The organism is Pseudomonas flavescens, assembly GCF_013408425.1.
Taxonomy (GTDB): Bacteria; Pseudomonadota; Gammaproteobacteria; order Pseudomonadales; family Pseudomonadaceae; genus Aquipseudomonas; species Aquipseudomonas fulva_A.
Genome location: NZ_JACBYV010000001.1, coordinates 2,552,955 through 2,569,243, shown reverse-complemented (window position 1 = coordinate 2,569,243; position 16,289 = coordinate 2,552,955). Strand labels below are relative to the sequence as shown.

The window sequence follows — 16,289 nt, the reverse complement described above, 5'->3', positions numbered from 1 at the left end:
GGATTTGCCCCCGGCGCTGTTGGCGTTTCCTCGCGGATTGCTGGACCCATGTCGGGTGGAGCGAGGCACGTAGCTGACTGCCACTCCGCAGGATGGCGTTGAGCGAAGCGATACCCATCAGGGGTAATGGCTCGCGTTGCTGCGCTCCTCGACCTACGCGGCCCCGTCAGGCCTCGATGGCCACCAGGCTGAGTACCTGATTGTCTAGCTCGGCATACAGGCCGACCAGTTCGCTTCCGGCTGGCCACTCTTCGCTCAGCTCGACCAACAGGCGCAGGCGCGCCCCGCCTGGCTCGGCGTTTAAGTCGAGCAATTCGGCGTCCTGAAAATAGAAACGCTTGAGCACGAGCGGATAGAGCGCCTTGAACAGGCTTTCCTTAAGGGAAAAAGTCAGACTGATCTGCCAAGCTCGCTGCTCGGGCGTTAGATGCGCGATGCGGCTCAGCTCGTCTGGGGTGAGAATTTCACCCACTAGCCGCTCGGCACGCTCGCTGGACAGCAGTCGCTCCACATCCAGACCCAGGCCGCGCCATTGCTGCGTTGGCGCAACGATAGCGGCTGCCCAGTCCTGGCCGTGGGTGATCGAGCCGCTGACCTGCGCTGGCCATTGGGGCGCGCGATCCTCGCCCACGGCTGGCACGCTTGCCACACCCGTTACCCGATACAGCGCCTCGCGAGCACAAACCCGTCCGGCCAGGTGCTCGGCCTGGCGCTTGGCGACGCCGCGAACCGGGGGCACGCCAGCGGCCAAGTAGTCGGCATCATCGACCAGCGCGGAGTCGAAATGCGTGCTGATCAGTTGCGCACCGAGCAATGGCCGGGCAAACGGCCAGTGATCATCGAGGGCGCTGCAGCAGCGTGGCAGATGGGCTGTATTCATGGCGGGCATTCTGCCGCGCCAGCGAGCTCCTTACCAGCCGTGCACGCCGCTCATGTCGGGCAACTTGTGGGCGATCCCCTTGTGGCAGTCGATACAGGTGGCCTCGCCATTGGCCAGGGCGGTGGAATGCATCTGTGCGGCGCGCTTGCTCTGCCGAGTGAAGTCCATGAAGTCGAAGTCGTGGCAGTTGCGGCATTCCAGCGAGTCGTTGGCCTTGAGACGGGCCCACTCGTGTTCGGCCAGTTCGCGACGTTTCTCGAGAAACTTTTCGCGGGTGCTGATGGTGCCGAAGATCTTGCCCCACACCTCCTTGGAAGCCTGCATCTTGCGGGCGATCTTGTCCGTCCACTGATGCGGCACGTGGCAGTCGGGGCAGGTGGCGCGCACCCCGGAGCGGTTGTTGTAGTGGATGGTTTCCCGCAGTTCGACATACACGTTGTCGCGCATTTCATGGCAGGTAATGCAGAACTGTTCGGTGTTGGTGGCCTCCAGCGCGGTGTTGAAGCCGCCCCAGAAGATGATCCCGGCGATGAAGCCGCCCAGGGTCAGGAACCCCAGGCTGTAATGCACGCTCGGGCGGCGCAGCACGTTCCAGTAAGTGCCCAGCAGGGAGAGCAGGAATTTCATGGTGCCTCCTCAGCGACGCCCGGCAGGGTTGGCTTCTTTCAGCAGAATCTGGTCGATGTTCTCGAAGGCGTTCTCCACCAGCGGGCTCACCTCGGCCTGGGTCACATGGCATTGGGTGCAGAAGTAGCGGCGCGGCGACATGGCCGCCAGGGGCTGGCCTTCACGGTCCATGTAGTGAGTGATGCTGATCATCGGCGCCTGGCTGCGCGCGCTGTTGGCGCGGCTGTGGCAGGTCAGGCAGCGGTTGCCGAACCTGTCCACCTGATAGCCGACGATGGTGTGGGGAATGGTGGGAGGCTGTTCGGGGTAGTTGCGCTCGCGGCGCATGTCCCTGTTTTCCTCGGCCGCGATCGGTGGCGCGGGAAACGCCTGGGTCAGCGTGCCGCCGGGGCGGCGACCATCCGGCGCGGGAGCGTCGAGGGGGTAGCCGAGGTCGGCGGCCAGGGCCGCACCGAAGGCGGCGAGCAGTAGCAGGGGCAGGTAACGCAATTTCATGACCGTTCTCCTCAGGCCGCGCTGATCAACTGGATCTTCACCGCACACTTCTTGTAATCGGTCTGCTTGGAGATCGGATCGGTGGCGTCCAGGGTGACCTTGTTGACCAGTTTGTTGGCGTCGAAGAAGGGCACGAAGACCAGGCCCCGAGGCGGCTTGTTACGCCCGCGCGTCTCGATGCGCGCGCGGATCTCGCCGCGTCGGCTGATGACTTTCACCTCGCTGCCACGGCGTGCATTGAGTGCCCGGGCATCGTCCGGGTGCATGTACACCAGGGCATCTGGCACGGCGCGGTGCAGTTCCTCGACACGCTGGGTCATGCTGCCGGTATGCCAGTGCTCCAGCACGCGGCCGGTGCTCAGCCAGAACGGGTAGTCGTCGTCCGGCGCCTCGGCTGGTGGCTCGTAGGGCAGGGCGAAGATGATCGCGCGGTTGTCCGGGTAGCCGTAGAACTGCACGCCACTGCCCTTGGCCACGTAAGGGTCGTGGCCCTCGCGGTAGCGCCAGCGGGTTTCCGAACCGTCCACGACCGGCCAGCGCAGGCCGCGTTCGCTGTGGTAACGCTCGAAGGGCGCGAGGTCGTGGGCATGGCCGCGGCCGAACTGGGCGTATTCCTCGAACAGGCCTTTCTGCAGGTAGAAGCCGAATGCCTTGGCCTCGTCGTTGCGCAATCCACCCTCCGGCTGTTCGGCCGCAAAGGCGTCGACGTTGCCGTTGCGGTACAGCACCTCGAAGAGGGTCTTGCCCTTGAGTTCGGGGGCCTTTGCCAGCAGCTCGGCCGGCCACACTTCATCGGTGGTGAAGCGCTTGGAAAATTCCACCAGTTGCCAGAGGTCGGATTTCGCCTCGCCCGGCGCGCCCACCAGTTGGTGCCAGAACTGCGTGCGACGCTCGGCGTTGCCGTAAGCGCCTTCTTTCTCGACCCACATGGCGCTGGGCAGGATCAGGTCGGCAGCCTGGGCAGACACGGTCGGGTAGACGTCCGATACGATCACGAAGTTGTCCGGCTTGCGCCAGCCCGGCAGTACTTCCTGCATGATGTTGGGGCCGGCCTGCATATTGTTGCTGACCTGCGTCCAATAGACCTTGAGCACACCGTCCTTGAGCATGCGGCTCTGCTCCACGGCGTGGAACCCGGGCTTTTCCTGAATGGTGCCAGCGGGCAGCTTCCAGATCTTCTCGGCGGTGGCGCGGTGTTTCGGGTTGGTCACCAGCATGTCGGCAGGCAGGCGATGGGAGAAGGTCCCCACCTCGCGGGCGGTGCCGCAGGCCGAAGGCTGGCCGGTCAGCGAGAAGGGGCTGTTGCCCGGCTCGCTGATCTTGCCGGTCAGCAGATGGATGTTGTAGATCAGGTTGTTGGCCCACACGCCACGGGTGTGCTGGTTGAAACCCATGGTCCAGAACGACACGACCTTGCGTTGCGGGTCTGCATACAGCTGCGCCAGTGCCTCGAGGCGCTCGGCGGGGACGCCGGTTTCCCTGGCGGCGCGCTCCAGGGTGTAGGGTTTGACGAAGGCCGCGAACTGCTCGAACGACATGTCGCTCCAGGTGTTGGCCTTGTCGGCGTTGGCTGCCTGCCGTTCCAGCGGGTGATCCGGGCGCAGGCCGTAGCCGATATCGTCGGCACCGAGGGCGAAGCGCGTGTGCCGTTTGACGAATTCCTGGTTCACCGCGCCGCTCTGGATGATGTGGTTGGCGATGTAATTGAGGATCAGCAGATCCGTCTGTGGCTTGAACACCATGGGGATGTCGGCCAGGTCGAAGCTGCGATGCTCGAAGGTCGACAGCACCGCAACCTTGACGTCGGGCTTGCTCAGGCGCCGGTCGGTGACCCGGCTCCACAGCACCGGGTGCATCTCCGCCATGTTCGAGCCCCAAAGCACGAAGCTGTCGGTTGCTTCGATATCGTCATAGCAGCCCATGGGCTCGTCCATGCCGAAGGTGCGCATGAAGCCCATCACCGCCGAGGCCATGCAGTGGCGCGCGTTGGGGTCGATGTTGTTGCTGCGAAAGCCGGCTTTCATCAGCTTGTTGGCAGCGTAGCCTTCCCAGATCGTCCATTGCCCTGAGCCGAACATGCCCACCGCTTGTGGGCCGTGCTCGCGCAGTGCCTGCTTGAACTTGTCCTCCATGATTTCGAAGGCCTGCTCCCAGCCGATCGGCTGGAACTCGCCCTGCTTGTCGTAGACACCGTTCTTCATGCGTAGCAGCGGCGTGGTCAGGCGATCGACGCCGTACATGATCTTCGACAGGAAGTAGCCCTTGACGCAGTTCAGGCCACGGTTGACCTCGGCCTTGATATCGCCGTGGGTGGCGACCACGCGGTTGTCGCGGGTCGCCACCATGACGCTGCAGCCCGTGCCGCAGAAGCGGCAGGGCGCCTTGTTCCAGTCCAAGCGGGTGGATTCCGCGTCGGCCACCAGGTTGCTGGCGGTCGAGGCGAACGGCAGGCCGGCGGCGGCTGCGGCGATGGCAGCGGCCTGGGCCTTGGTGAATTCGCGGCGGGTCATGCTCATTGGGCGGCTCCTTCCGAGCTGAGGCATTCGTGGTAAATCAGTGCGGCATTGAGCACGCCGGGCAGGGCGTTGATCTGCTCGATGCGCTGCATGATCAGGTGCTCGTCGACGGCTTCGATCACCACGACCAACTTGCCCTCCGGGCTGTGCTGGTGCACTTCCAGGTCGGCGAGCAGGCGCAGGTTGGCGAGCACCGCCGCGAAATGTTCGGGGCGTGCGTGCACGATGAAGCTGGCGATATGCAGGGGGGCGTCCATGGCGGATTCCTGTAAGCGGGCTAGGGCGATCAGTTCGGCGGGCCGGGCGGGCCGAAGAGCATCTGCAGGAACCACACGGTGAATCCGTAAGCGCCGACGAGGGTCACGCTAAGCAGTGGGAAGAGGAATATCACCAGGAACAGAAACAGCCGGCGTTCGCGGCGTTTGCCCCCGGCGTCTTCGGATGGGCTGGGCATGGGCAGGTCTTCATCGGTCAGGCTGATCGGGTGTGCCGTCACTGCAGGGATTCACCGATCTGTTGGGGTGAACCCGACGGCATCTGGTCGTTATGCCTCGACCTTAGTCTCAGGAGCGAACGAGGTATTGATCTGCGTCAATATTCAGACGCTTTTTTCATGGCAGCGGGCCGAGCCCAGGTTTTCCAGGCTCGTCGTTCAGGTCGGGTTCAGGAGGGGTTCAGGGGAGGTTCAGTCGACGGCAGGCAGGATGGTCCTCGAGTTATTCATCAACCCACTGCCATTCGAGAGGCATATCCATGAAAACGACTCTTACCAAGCTGGCTCTGGCGACTTCCCTGGTGTTCGGCGCTGCGACCGCCGCCCATGCCGACAACAATTTCGCCGGTCTGACCTGGGGTCACACCAGCAACAACATCCAGAAATCGTCGGCACTGAACGCCAATCTGGGCAATCCGAATTTCGACAGCGTCATCAATAGCACCAGCACCTGGGGTATCCGTGCCGGTCAGCAGAACGATGCCGGCCGTTACTACGGCACCTACGAATACATCTCCGGCACCAACAACGGCTACAAGCTGCGCCAGCAGAACCTGCTCGGCAGCTACGATGCCTTCCTGCCGCTGAACCAGAACGGCACCAAGCTGTTCGGTGGTGGCACGCTGGGCCTGGTCAAGCTGGAGCAGAACAGCCCAGGGGTCTCCCGTGATACCAATGTCGGGTATGCTGCCGGTCTGCAGGCTGGCCTGCTGCAGGAAGTCAACGAGAATGCCTCTGTCGAAGGTGGCTACCGTTACCTGCGTACCAACGCCAGCACCGAGTTCGCGCCGCACGAGCAAGGCAAGGTCGGCTCCCTCGACCTGCATAGCAGCGGTCAGTGGTATCTGGGTGCCAACTACAAGTTCTAACCAGGGCCTGCGTGCTCGTATCGGGCTGCACCGCCGCCCGATACGAGCCGATAACAACCACAACGGGCTTTACGCTGTAGGTTGAAGCCAGATCGTGCACCATGGCTTCCAACTTGCCGCTGAAGCTTGCGGTTTGAAGCTTATGTTGGAGGGCATGCAACGATGAAATTGCTGGTCGTGGAGGATGAGGCGCTGTTGCGTCACCATCTGTATACCCGACTCGGCGAGCAGGGCCACGTGGTGGACGCGGTCGCCAACGCCGAAGAGGCGCTGTATCGCGTCGATGAGTACCACCATGATCTGGCCGTGGTCGATCTCGGTCTGCCGGGCATCAGCGGGCTGGATCTGATTCGCCAGCTGCGCAGCCGTGACAAGACCTTTCCCATCCTGATCCTGACTGCCCGTGGCAACTGGCAGGACAAGGTCGAAGGCCTGGCTTCGGGCGCTGACGACTACGTGGTCAAACCGTTCCAGTTCGAAGAACTGGAAGCACGCCTGAATGCCCTGTTGCGCCGGTCATCCGGTTTCATTCAGTCGACCATCGAAGCCGGCCCTCTGGTGCTGGACATGAATCGCAAGCAGGCACTGATCGATGGTGCCGGCATGGGCCTGACCGCCTACGAATACCGCATCCTCGAATACCTGATGCGCCACCACCAGCAGGTGGTGCCCAAGGAACGGCTGATCGAGCAGCTTTACCCCGATGACGAAGAGCGCGACCCCAACGTGATCGAAGTGCTGGTTGGCCGGCTGCGCCGCAAGCTGGAAAGCAGCAACGGCTTCAAACCCATCGAAACGGTACGTGGCCAGGGTTACCTGTTCACCGAGCGCTGCCGATGACGTCAGGCTTCAGGCGATTGCGAGGCCGCTGGATTTCCTCCCTGCGTCTTCGCCTGATGTTCGGCAGCACCGTACTGGCGGTGCTGTTCATGCTGGCACTGCTGCCAGCCCTGCGGGGCGCCTTCCTGATCGCCTTGGAAAAATCCGTCGAGAAACGCCTGGCCGCCGATGCGGGCGCGCTGATCTCCGCCGCTCGCACCGACGACGGCCAGCTACGGATGCCGAGCAAGCTTCCTGACGAGGAGTTCGACATTCCCGACGCCCAGTTGCTGGGCTTCATCTATGACCGTGACGGCCGCCTGGTCTGGCAATCGCCTTCGACACGGGACATTTCCGTGTCCTACCTGCCGCGTTACGACGGCCGCGGCGATGAGTTGCTGCGCGTTACCGACCGCCAGGGCCGCGAGTTCTATATCTATGACGTGGAAATCAAACTGCTGCGCGGCGAGAGCGCGGCCTTCAGTATCGTCACCATGCAGCCGGCCAGCGACACGCAGGCCCTCTACAACGATTTCATGACGCAGCTCTACCTGTGGCTCGGGGGCGCCCTGTTGCTGCTTCTCGGCTTGCTGTGGTTCGGCCTGACCTGGGGCTTTCGCAGCCTGCGCGGGTTGCGCGAAGAGCTGGACGAAGTGGAGGGCGGTACCCGTGAGCGCCTCAGCGACGAACATCCTCGCGAACTGCTGCGCCTCACCGGCTCGCTGAACCGCCTGCTCGACAGCGAACGCCAGCAGCGCGAGCGCTACCGTCACTCGCTGGACGACCTGGCGCACAGCCTGAAGACTCCGCTGTCGGTGCTGCAGGGGGCGGCCGAGGTGATCGCTGCCAAGCCGGATAACCGTGAGCAGTCGCAGATCCTGCAGGGGCAGATCGAACGCATGAGCCAGCAGATCGGATATCAGCTGCAGCGCGCCAGCCTGCGCAAGAGCGGTCTGGTGCGCCACCGGGTATCCATGACGGGCGTGGTGGACAATCTCTGTGGTGCCCTCGACAAGGTCTACCGCGACAAGCAGGTGACCGTGCTGCGCCAGTTCGAGCCCTGGCTGGAAATTCCCATGGAGCGCGCGGCGCTGCTCGAACTGCTCGGCAACCTGCTGGAGAACGCCTACCGCCTGTGTCTGGGCCAGGTGCGGATTTCCGCCAGTATCGAACATGGCGCCTGCCTGCTGTGCGTCGAAGACGACGGCCCGGGCGTACCGGTCGACCAGCGCGAACGCATTCTGCGCCGGGGCGAGCGCCTGGATGCCCAGCATCCGGGGCAGGGTATCGGCACCGCGGTGGTCAAGGACATCATCGAGAGCTACGAAGGCGAGCTGTTTCTCGAGGATTCAGAGCTGGGCGGCGCGGCGTTTCGGGTACGCATCTAGAGTCACCGAGGGCGGGGGCCTGGTTCGGCGAGCGAGAGTCCGTCGAGGAAAGCCCGAGCGGCTTCGAGACGTTCTTCAGCTGCTTTGGTGGGAATCCGCCACGCCTGCCTGAGGCGCCGTGCGGAAAACCGCCAAATGCTTTCGTCAGAGCACGCTTTGGTTCGCTAAAAGTCCAGAGTATCAAAGGTTTATCCGATTTTTTCTTGTGTGGCATGAGGTTTGCTTTTGCAGGCTCAAGGTCGCGATAAGCGTGCCTATAACAAATCCCTCCAGGTCAGGAGGGTTGGCGCCTAAACAAGAAAGGTGGTGCGGACGTCTCTGGATGTCATTGCCGCGCCCATGAGGATTCACCATGACTGCCACAACGAACGATGTTGTCCGTCAACCGTTCTACAAAATGCTCTATGTCCAGGTGCTGGTCGCCATCACCATCGGCATCCTTCTCGGTCACTTCTACCCAGAAACAGGCGTTGCCCTCAAACCGCTCGGCGATGGTTTCGTCAAGCTGATCAAGATGGTCATCGCCCCCATCATCTTCTGCACCGTGGTCAGCGGCATCGCCGGCATGCAGGACATGAAGGCAGTCGGCAAGACCGGCGGCTACGCGCTGCTCTACTTCGAGATCGTTTCCACCATCGCCCTGATTATCGGTCTGGTCGTGGTCAACGTCGTGCAGCCGGGCGTCGGCATGCACATCGACCCAGCCACGCTGGATGCCAGCAAGATCGCAGCCTATGCCCAGGCGGGCGAAGCGCAGACCACCATCGGCTTCCTGCTCAACGTGATCCCGGCAACCGTGGTCGGTGCATTCGCCAACGGCGACATCCTCCAGGTGCTGTTCTTCTCCGTGATCTTCGCTTTCGCCCTGCAGCGCATGGGTGAATTCGGTCGTCCGGTGCTCGAGTTCATCGATCGCATCGCTCACGTGATGTTCGGCATCATCAACATGATCATGAAGCTCGCGCCTATCGGTGCCTTCGGTGCCATGGCCTTCACCATCGGTCAGTACGGTGTCGGCTCGCTGGTGCAGCTCGGTCAGCTGATGATCTGCTTCTACGTCACCTGCGTGTTCTTCATCCTCGTGGTGCTCGGCGGTATCGCTCGTGCCCACGGTTTCAGCGTACTGCGCCTGATCCGTTACATCCGCGAAGAGCTGATGATCGTGCTGGGTACTTCCTCTTCCGAGTCGGCACTGCCACGCATGCTGACCAAGATGGAAAAACTCGGTGCCAACAAGTCGGTCGTCGGCCTGGTGATTCCTACCGGTTACTCCTTCAACCTCGACGGTACTTCGATCTACCTGACCATGGCTGCGGTGTTCATCGCCCAGGCCACCGACACACCGATGGATATCGGTCACCAGATCACCCTGTTGCTGGTGCTGCTGGTCGCTTCCAAAGGTGCTGCAGGCGTTACCGGTAGTGGCTTCATCGTCCTGGCCGCCACGCTGTCGGCCGTTGGCCACCTGCCGGTCGCCGGCCTGGCGCTGATCTTGGGTATCGACCGCTTCATGTCCGAAGCCCGTGCCCTGACCAACCTGATCGGCAACGGCGTTGCCACCATCGTGGTCGCCAAGTGGTGCAAGGAGCTGGACGAAGACACCCTGCAGCGCGAACTGGCTTCCGGTGGTCGTCCGGACATCGTGACCCTGCCTGGCGACACGGCTGGCAAGGTGTCCTGATACGTGATGTCGTCGACCTCCCCGGCTAGGGGGAGGTCACCTGGCCCGCCCTTGTGGCGGGCTTTTTTATGGGCGTTGAAAACAGGTGGCCTCGACGCCGAGAGCCTGCCGGGCCTCGGACAGGGGGGGCCGTATTCTGCCGGCTCGCCTCGATCACTTCCTGACGACTGACTCGCGCATCGCAAGAGCGCTCACGGTCTCGACCGATGCTGGCTGCTCAGCTCAATCCACTAGTGTCTCAGTGCGTCTTGACTATGCTTCTGGCTGGCTCCTGCCGGCAGTAGTGTGCAGAAAAGGGCACCAGGCGTAGGGTCATAAGTCGATCGAGGACAGGGTGTTGCAGTTATTGTCGCCAGGGAGTTGCAGTGAGCCATGGACGTGAAGCCAATTGCGCGCGGCGCCAAAGCCCTATCGAAGTGGCTATTCATCGTTGCGGTCGTACCGTCATCGATAGGGATGGTTTGTTTTTCCGGTGACATTCGTGAATTGTCGATTCTGATCGCCGGCGCAAGCCTGTCCGTCCTGTTCTTGGTGAACGCCATTGTCTGCATCGTTCTCAGAACCGTCCCGGCCTCGTTCAGCGAATATGGCCGAGTCGATCCCACTCCCTGGAAGACCAAGCCACTGCAGTTCGTGTTGTGCATACTCCTGTTCGTTTCAATATCGGCAGCGATGATGCTAATCACGGTGCAGCGTTACGCGGAGTTTTATCCGTAGCATTCATGGCCGTCAGGTCGTCACCACTGATGTTTGCCAGACCCAATGCAATTCCTCGCTCAAGGTCCTGTAGATCGTCGGGCGGCGAGTGAAATCAGGATAGGGCGGGCAGGGCAGCTGTTTGCCTTCACCCGCCCAATACTCAACGCTGGCGCGCCTCCCGCACCGCTGCCTGGTGGGCTGCCCTGACCAGGTCCCAGGCGTCTGCGCTAAGCAGGTACGCGGCTTCGCTTATGTGTTGCACGTCCAGCGCATCTGCCTGGGTAATGTTCATGGCGGCGAGACTGTGCAGCAGGCCGCGCACCGCTCTGAGGCGCTGTTCGACGCTTTCCTGCAGGTCCATGTACGAGCAACTGCTGTCGATCAGCAGCACCGCTGTGGTGGTCGGGTTGCTGGAGAGTGGGAGGAGGTCAGTCATGGCGCTGGCCTCCGTTCTGGTGATCAGCGGGGCGGCGTGCGGACGAATTTAGGGCGTGTTTGTGCTTCATTGGGTGGTGCTCCTAGAGTTGAGGAACTGCCACGAATCGTCGCCAAACGATATGGGTGGCAGCTGTACGCAGGTTGGCGAACCGGGACTCTAGGCACCCGGCGCACCCGAAGGTGCCCCACGCACAGCCGCCATAGCACGAAGTTACAGGCACAAAAAAGCGCCTGCTTTCGGATGGTGGGCGCTTGTGCGCCTAGAGATACTCGGGTCGCCAAACCCGGTCGCTGAATATGCAGCGACGCGCGCAGGTTAGCGTGGCAAATGCTCAAGGGCAAGCCAGTGCCACACCTGATCGAGTGGCCGATGCCCGCTGGGAAGCCGCAATTGCCGCAGGGCGTGCAAGCGATAGTGCAGGCATTCTGTGCCGCTGGTCGACACACCGTGTCGTCCGCTTTCCAGCACCGCGCGTGTTTACCGGATTATCCTGATATGGCTATATGCGATTACTATTTGCAGCCTTAGATGGCCGAATGGCTTAAAAGCGGGATCGGCGGGTTCGCCGCTCCTGCAATGCCCGGCTCCTGCCAGCTCTCCACGTGCACGAATCCATGGTCACCACCGTCATCCTTGGCATGCTCTGCGTGCATTTGCTGTGTTTCAGCGTGATGTTCCTGCTGATCAGCACCCGGCTGAGCGGCAAGAAACTGGGCATGGATGTCTTTGCGCTAGGCAACCTTCTGCTCGGGCTCGCCTACATCTTGCAGTTGTTCGGTGGCCCCGCGAGTGGCGCGGTGCTGAGTATCGTCAACCACACGCTGACGCTCTGCGCTCCCGTTGCCTATGTTTTGGGTGCCATGCGTTTCTTCGATCGGCCCACCTCGGTATGGCGCCCGCTGCTCGCGCTGGCAGGTACCTACACGGCAGTGCAACTGCTGGTGCAGTCGACGCTCGGGACCGAGGCGCGTCACGCGCTGCTGGCGGGGGCCTGTGCGTCGCTGTTTCTGGCCATGGCCCTGGGCGCGCTGCTTGTCAGACGAAATCTGGCCAGGGATCTGCGTGTCGAAATGCTCGTGTTTGCCGTGTTGATCGGCGGCATCTGCGCTCTGAACGCGGCGAAACTGGTGATGATTCTCGGTGGCGGGCTGGCGGCGCTCGATATGAACACCAGCTTCCAGCGCACCTTCTACATCTACATGTCGTTCCTGGGGACGGTACTTCCTCCCTGCGCCGTCTGGCTGGTGCTGCGCCGCCTCACCGACGAGCTGCGCCGCGTGGCCGCACAGGACCCGCTCACCCGCCTGCTCAACCGGCGCGGGCTGACGGATGGCCTGGATGCATATTTCCGCTCGCGAACGGCCGCCCCTGCGTACCTGCTGATCGTGGATATCGATCACTTCAAGCGCATCAACGATACCTACGGCCACAAGGTGGGCGATCTCGTGCTGTGCCATGTGGCCGGCGTGCTCAACGCCAGCGCCCGGGAGCGCGATCTGACCTGCAGGCTGGGCGGCGAGGAGTTCGCGGTCGTCTGCCTGGGTACCGACAGGGCTGGCGCCATGCAACTGGCAGAACGCATGCGTGTGGCCATCGAACGAACCCAAGTGCCTGGCATCGGCCTGAACCCGTTCATCCGCTGCACCGCCACCATCGGCGTTTCGGATCACTTCACCAGCACGCACGCGCTCGACGAAGCGATGCAGCAGGCAGATGCCGCGCTCTATCGAGGCAAGGCGTCAGGGCGCAATCGCGTCGAGGCAGACCAGGCGCGGTCCACCGTGATCCAGGGTGGTTGATGGCGCAGGGAAGCCTGCGGCCTGACAGTGCTACAGGACCGTACGCGGTACCCATCCGCCCTCAGGCTCGCGATCGTCTCAGGGTTGGCCGCCGAGCTGGGAAAGAGTTTCTGCAAGCTCGTTCTTGCGGAACGGTTTGGCAAGCCGCGGGATATCCGGATCTAGCCCTTCAAGTTCGGCATAGCCAGAGACGATCAGAACCGCGGTGCCGGGCCGGGCAGTACGTACCCGCCTGGCCAGATCGGTGCCGCTGATGCCGGGCATGAGGTGGTCCGTGACGAGCAGGTCGAACTGCTGCCCGCTGTCCAGCAGGCGTATGGCTTCTTCGCCTGACGCGGCCTCGATCACCCGGTAGCCCAGGTCCGCCAGCATGTAGGAGGTGCTGGCGCGTACCAGCTCTTCATCGTCGACCAGTAAGGCCACCCCACGCGTCGATCGTGGTTCTGGGGCCTCGACGATGCGCGACGCCTCTAGCGGCATTGTCGTGCTGCGCGGCAGCCAGAACTCGACATTGGTGCCCAGACCGGGCGTGCTCTGGATCGTCAGCGCGCCGTTTAGCTGGGATGCCAGCCCGTGGGCCATCGACAGGCCGAGCCCGGTCCCCTTGCCGATGCCCTTGGTCGAGAAGAATGGCTCGATCGCCCGGGCGAGCGTGGCCGCATCCATGCCGGTGCCGGTGTCCGCCACGGACAGGCAAAGATACTCGCCTGCCGCAAGCTTCGAGCGGTGTCCCTCATGGACCGACTCCGTGCTTGCCGATATGCGCATCGTTCCGCCCTCGAGCATGGCATCGCGCGCGTTCACGGAGAGATTCAGGAGGGCCATTTCCAGCTGGTTCGGATCCGCGATCGCCGCTGGCAGATGCTCCGGGGCATCGACGACGACCTTGATTTGCGGCCCCGTAGAGCTGGCCACCAGATCGCCCATGTCGCTCACCAGCTTGCCCACGTCGACCGAAACCGCCTGCAGCGGCTGGCGGCGAGCGAAGGCGAGCAACCTCTGCACGAGCGTCTTCGCCCGGTCGGCCGATTGCATGGCGCCGGCGATCAGCCGCTGTTCCCGTTCGCCCCCTACGCCTCTGCGCTGGAGCATGTCGAGCGTGCCGACGATCGGCGTGAGCAGGTTGTTGAAGTCGTGTGCCACGCCGCCGGTAAGCTGCCCCATGGCTTCCATCTTCTGGCTCTGGCGCAGCGCCGCCTGAACTTCTTCCCGTTCGGCGATGGCCTGGACGATCCTGCCTTCGAGCGTGGCATTGAGTTCGCGCAGATCTTCCTCGGCGGCCTTGCGGGCGGAGATATCGACTGCAGTGCCGGTGACGCGCAGGCAACGGCCAGCTGAATCGAACACCCCACGGCCTTTGGCTGCCACCCAGCGAACGATGCCATCCTCCCGGCCAATCGTGCGGTAGTCGACATCGTAAAGCGTACGGCGCTCAGGGTCGGCCGCCGCTACGAAAGCGTCTATCGTCGCCTCTCGGTCCTCGGGATGCAGGCCATCGTAGAAGTCGTCCAGCGTCACCGGCACGTCAGTAAAGATGCCGAAGATCTCTTTGGTCCGCAGCGACCAGATCAGCGTGTCTTGAACGATATCCACGTCCCAGAAGCCGACCTCGGCGTTGTCGACGGCAAGGCGCAAGCGTTCCTCGCTCTCGCGCAGGCGCATCTCGGCAGCCACGCGTTCGACATGCGCCCAGCAGCGCTCGACGACCTCCCTGACCAGGGAAATTTCTGACGGCGACCAGTCCCGGGGCTGATTCTGGTGAACCGCCATCATTGCCGTCAGCCGGCCATCCTTCACCAGCGGGCAGCAGATGATCGCGCCGATGTCGATGGCGCTGAAGGTCTCGCGGCCCTCATCCTGGCCAAGCTCCGCCATGACGTCGCGGACGATCAACGTGCGCCCGGCGCGCATGTCCGCCGCAGCCCTTGGGCCAAAGAGGTCGAGGCTATAGGTTCCGGCCGAACTCTGGATGCCGGGCGCGTTGTAGTCACTGCGGATCCAGAAACGGTCGTGATCGATATCCACGTCCGCATAGGCGCAGCGCGATACATTCAGCGTCCGTCCGAGCAGCCCGATCGCTGCGAGCATCGCCTCTTCGGCATGGCGGATGTTGAAGAGCTGGCTGTCGAGCTCATCGAAAAAGTGCAACCGCGCTGCGCTCTCTTGCAGCGCCGCCTCTGCCTCGTGCTCCGCGGTACGGTCGCGGAAGATCTTCACGAAACCGCCATGATCCATGGCCAGCGGCATCATCAGCCCTGAGCCCCAGAAGCGCGTGCCGTTCTTGCGAACGTGCCAGCGTTCGTTGGCTGCCCGACCCTGAGCCTGGGCGAGTTCGAGCTCGGCGTGGAATACATGCTCGGTCTGGTCCACGGCCGTGTAGAACAGGTCGCCCGCGCGGCCCACCACCTCTTCGGCGCGGTAGCCGACGATGCGCTGCGCACCGATGCTCCAGCTGGTTACCGTGCCTTGCGCATCGAAGGTGATGATCGCGAAGTCCTCGGCGCCCTCGACGATCTGCCGATAGCGCGCCTCGCTGACCCGGATAGCGGCCTCCGCCCGGGCGCGGTGCACGACCAGCCCGACCGTCTGCACGACGAAGTCGACGATCTCGAGGTCCGCCGACAGAGGCTGGCGGGGTTCACTGTGGTACAGGACGAAGGTGCCGAGCAGGTCGCCCTGCGCCGAACGGATCGGCGTCGACCAGCAGGCGTGCAGACCCTGCCCGACGGCCAGCTCCCGGAACTCGGCCCACAGCGGATCGTTGGCGATGTCCGACGCGTACCGTGGTTCGCTGTGCAGTGCCGCGGTGCTGCACGCGCACAGGCTCTGGCCGATGGCGAGGCCGCTGATGGCGTCATGGTAAGCGCGCGGCAGGCTCGGCCCTGCGCAGTGCCGCAGTTGCTGGCTGTCTTCGTCCAGAAGCAGGATGCTGCCCAGGAAACGGGAGGTGGACAACGCTTCCACCTCACGGACGATCGCATCCAGGGTGGAGCTGAGGGGCGTCTCTGCGACGGCCAGTTCCAGGATGCGGTTCTGCGCAGCCCCAAGTGCTGCCGCGCGATTGCGTGCCTGGGTAAGGCGCGCATTCTCGATGGCGATCGTCGCCAGGCGCGCCAGACTTTCCAGGCGTTTGATCGTATCGTCGTCGTGTTCGCGAGCCTCCGACCAATAGGCCCCGAGCGCTGCGACCGGAACCGGCCTGCCGATGGGCACCATCACCAGGCTACGGACGAAGGTCGGCGCGTAGGCATCCTGCGGGATGCGCGGGTCGAGGCGGACGTCACGCAGGGCGACCGTCTCGGCGTGGTGCATCACCCACCCCGAAATGCAGTGGTCGGCCGGAAAGGTCTGGCCTTGCCAAAGGGGAGACACCGCATCTTCCGCCACGTAAGAGCAGCGTCCGTCGTGTTCGATGACGACCGCGACGCCCTCCGCGCCGACAGCAGCCCGCGCGGTGTCGCGCAGGATGGCGACGACCTCGTCCACCGATCCGGCCATGACCAGTCGCTCGCTGGCATCGAGCAAATGAGACAGGCGCTCATCACTCTGTGGGGCTACCGGAACAGTAGGCAAATCGATCTCCC

The 16,289-nt window shown here is 63.2% G+C and carries 14 protein-coding genes; 6 read left to right on the top strand and 8 right to left on the bottom strand.

The annotated features are described in order from the left end of the window. Positions 1-166: 166 nt before the first annotated feature. The 6 genes from FHR27_RS11400 to napE are packed head-to-tail and all read right to left on the bottom strand — an operon-like array spanning position 167 to position 4,972. Entirely contained in the window at positions 167-889 is a 723-nt protein-coding gene (locus tag FHR27_RS11400; protein WP_373565121.1) for a 4'-phosphopantetheinyl transferase family protein, read from the bottom strand. A gap of 21 nt (positions 890-910) precedes the next feature. Then, entirely contained in the window at positions 911-1,507 is a 597-nt protein-coding gene (locus FHR27_RS11395; RefSeq protein ID WP_042554356.1) for a cytochrome c3 family protein, read from the bottom strand. A gap of 9 nt (positions 1,508-1,516) precedes the next feature. Continuing rightward, positions 1,517-2,002 (bottom strand): nitrate reductase cytochrome c-type subunit, encoded by a 486-nt coding sequence (locus FHR27_RS11390; protein WP_179538620.1) that lies wholly within the window; start codon positions 2,000-2,002, stop codon positions 1,517-1,519. Positions 2,003-2,013: 11 nt separating this feature from the next. Further along, complete coding sequence (gene napA / locus FHR27_RS11385; RefSeq protein ID WP_179538619.1) at positions 2,014-4,518, bottom strand: nitrate reductase catalytic subunit NapA; 2,505 nt, start codon at positions 4,516-4,518, stop codon at positions 2,014-2,016. After that, the gene (locus tag FHR27_RS11380; RefSeq protein WP_042554353.1) at positions 4,515-4,775 is read right to left on the bottom strand and encodes a chaperone NapD; all 261 of its coding nucleotides are present in this window, start codon (positions 4,773-4,775) and stop codon (positions 4,515-4,517) included. The genes napA and FHR27_RS11380 overlap by 4 nt, the downstream gene beginning before the upstream one ends. Before the next feature lie 29 nt (positions 4,776-4,804). Then, positions 4,805-4,972, bottom strand: coding sequence for a periplasmic nitrate reductase, NapE protein (gene napE / locus FHR27_RS11375; protein ID WP_042554417.1), 168 nt, complete (start codon positions 4,970-4,972; stop codon positions 4,805-4,807). Positions 4,973-5,271: 299 nt separating this feature from the next. Here napE and FHR27_RS11370 point away from each other — a divergent pair, with 299 nt between their 5' ends. From FHR27_RS11370 to FHR27_RS11350, 5 genes are all read left to right on the top strand, one after another. Next, positions 5,272-5,880: an outer membrane protein gene (locus tag FHR27_RS11370; protein WP_042554352.1), complete on the top strand. Its 609-nt coding sequence runs from the start codon at positions 5,272-5,274 to the stop codon at positions 5,878-5,880. A 162-nt stretch (positions 5,881-6,042) separates the two neighbouring features. After that, positions 6,043-6,720, top strand: a complete 678-nt coding sequence (locus FHR27_RS11365; protein WP_042554351.1) for a response regulator — start codon at positions 6,043-6,045, stop codon at positions 6,718-6,720. Continuing rightward, positions 6,717-8,087: an ATP-binding protein gene (locus FHR27_RS11360; protein WP_179538618.1), complete on the top strand. Its 1,371-nt coding sequence runs from the start codon at positions 6,717-6,719 to the stop codon at positions 8,085-8,087. Before FHR27_RS11365 ends, FHR27_RS11360 begins: the two co-directional genes overlap by 4 nt. 352 nt (positions 8,088-8,439) lie before the next feature. Continuing rightward, positions 8,440-9,768 (top strand): dicarboxylate/amino acid:cation symporter, encoded by a 1,329-nt coding sequence (locus tag FHR27_RS11355; RefSeq protein ID WP_042554349.1) that lies wholly within the window; start codon positions 8,440-8,442, stop codon positions 9,766-9,768. 372 nt (positions 9,769-10,140) lie between these two features. Continuing rightward, a complete protein-coding gene (locus FHR27_RS11350) occupies positions 10,141-10,485 on the top strand; it encodes a hypothetical protein (protein ID WP_179538617.1) in 345 nt (114 codons plus the stop codon). Positions 10,486-10,627: 142 nt separating this feature from the next. Here the strand turns inward: FHR27_RS11350 and FHR27_RS11345 are convergent, their stop codons facing one another. Next, positions 10,628-10,903: a hypothetical protein gene (locus FHR27_RS11345; protein ID WP_179538616.1), complete on the bottom strand. Its 276-nt coding sequence runs from the start codon at positions 10,901-10,903 to the stop codon at positions 10,628-10,630. Between the two features lie 674 nt (positions 10,904-11,577). Here FHR27_RS11345 and FHR27_RS11340 point away from each other — a divergent pair. Then, positions 11,578-12,705: a GGDEF domain-containing protein gene (locus FHR27_RS11340; RefSeq protein WP_257026888.1), complete on the top strand. Its 1,128-nt coding sequence runs from the start codon at positions 11,578-11,580 to the stop codon at positions 12,703-12,705. A 78-nt stretch (positions 12,706-12,783) separates the two neighbouring features. Here FHR27_RS11340 and FHR27_RS11335 read toward each other — a convergent pair whose 3' ends face one another. Beyond that, a complete protein-coding gene (locus FHR27_RS11335; RefSeq protein WP_257027079.1) occupies positions 12,784-16,203 on the bottom strand; it encodes a GAF domain-containing protein in 3,420 nt (1,139 codons plus the stop codon). Between the last annotated feature and the right edge of the window lie 86 nt (positions 16,204-16,289).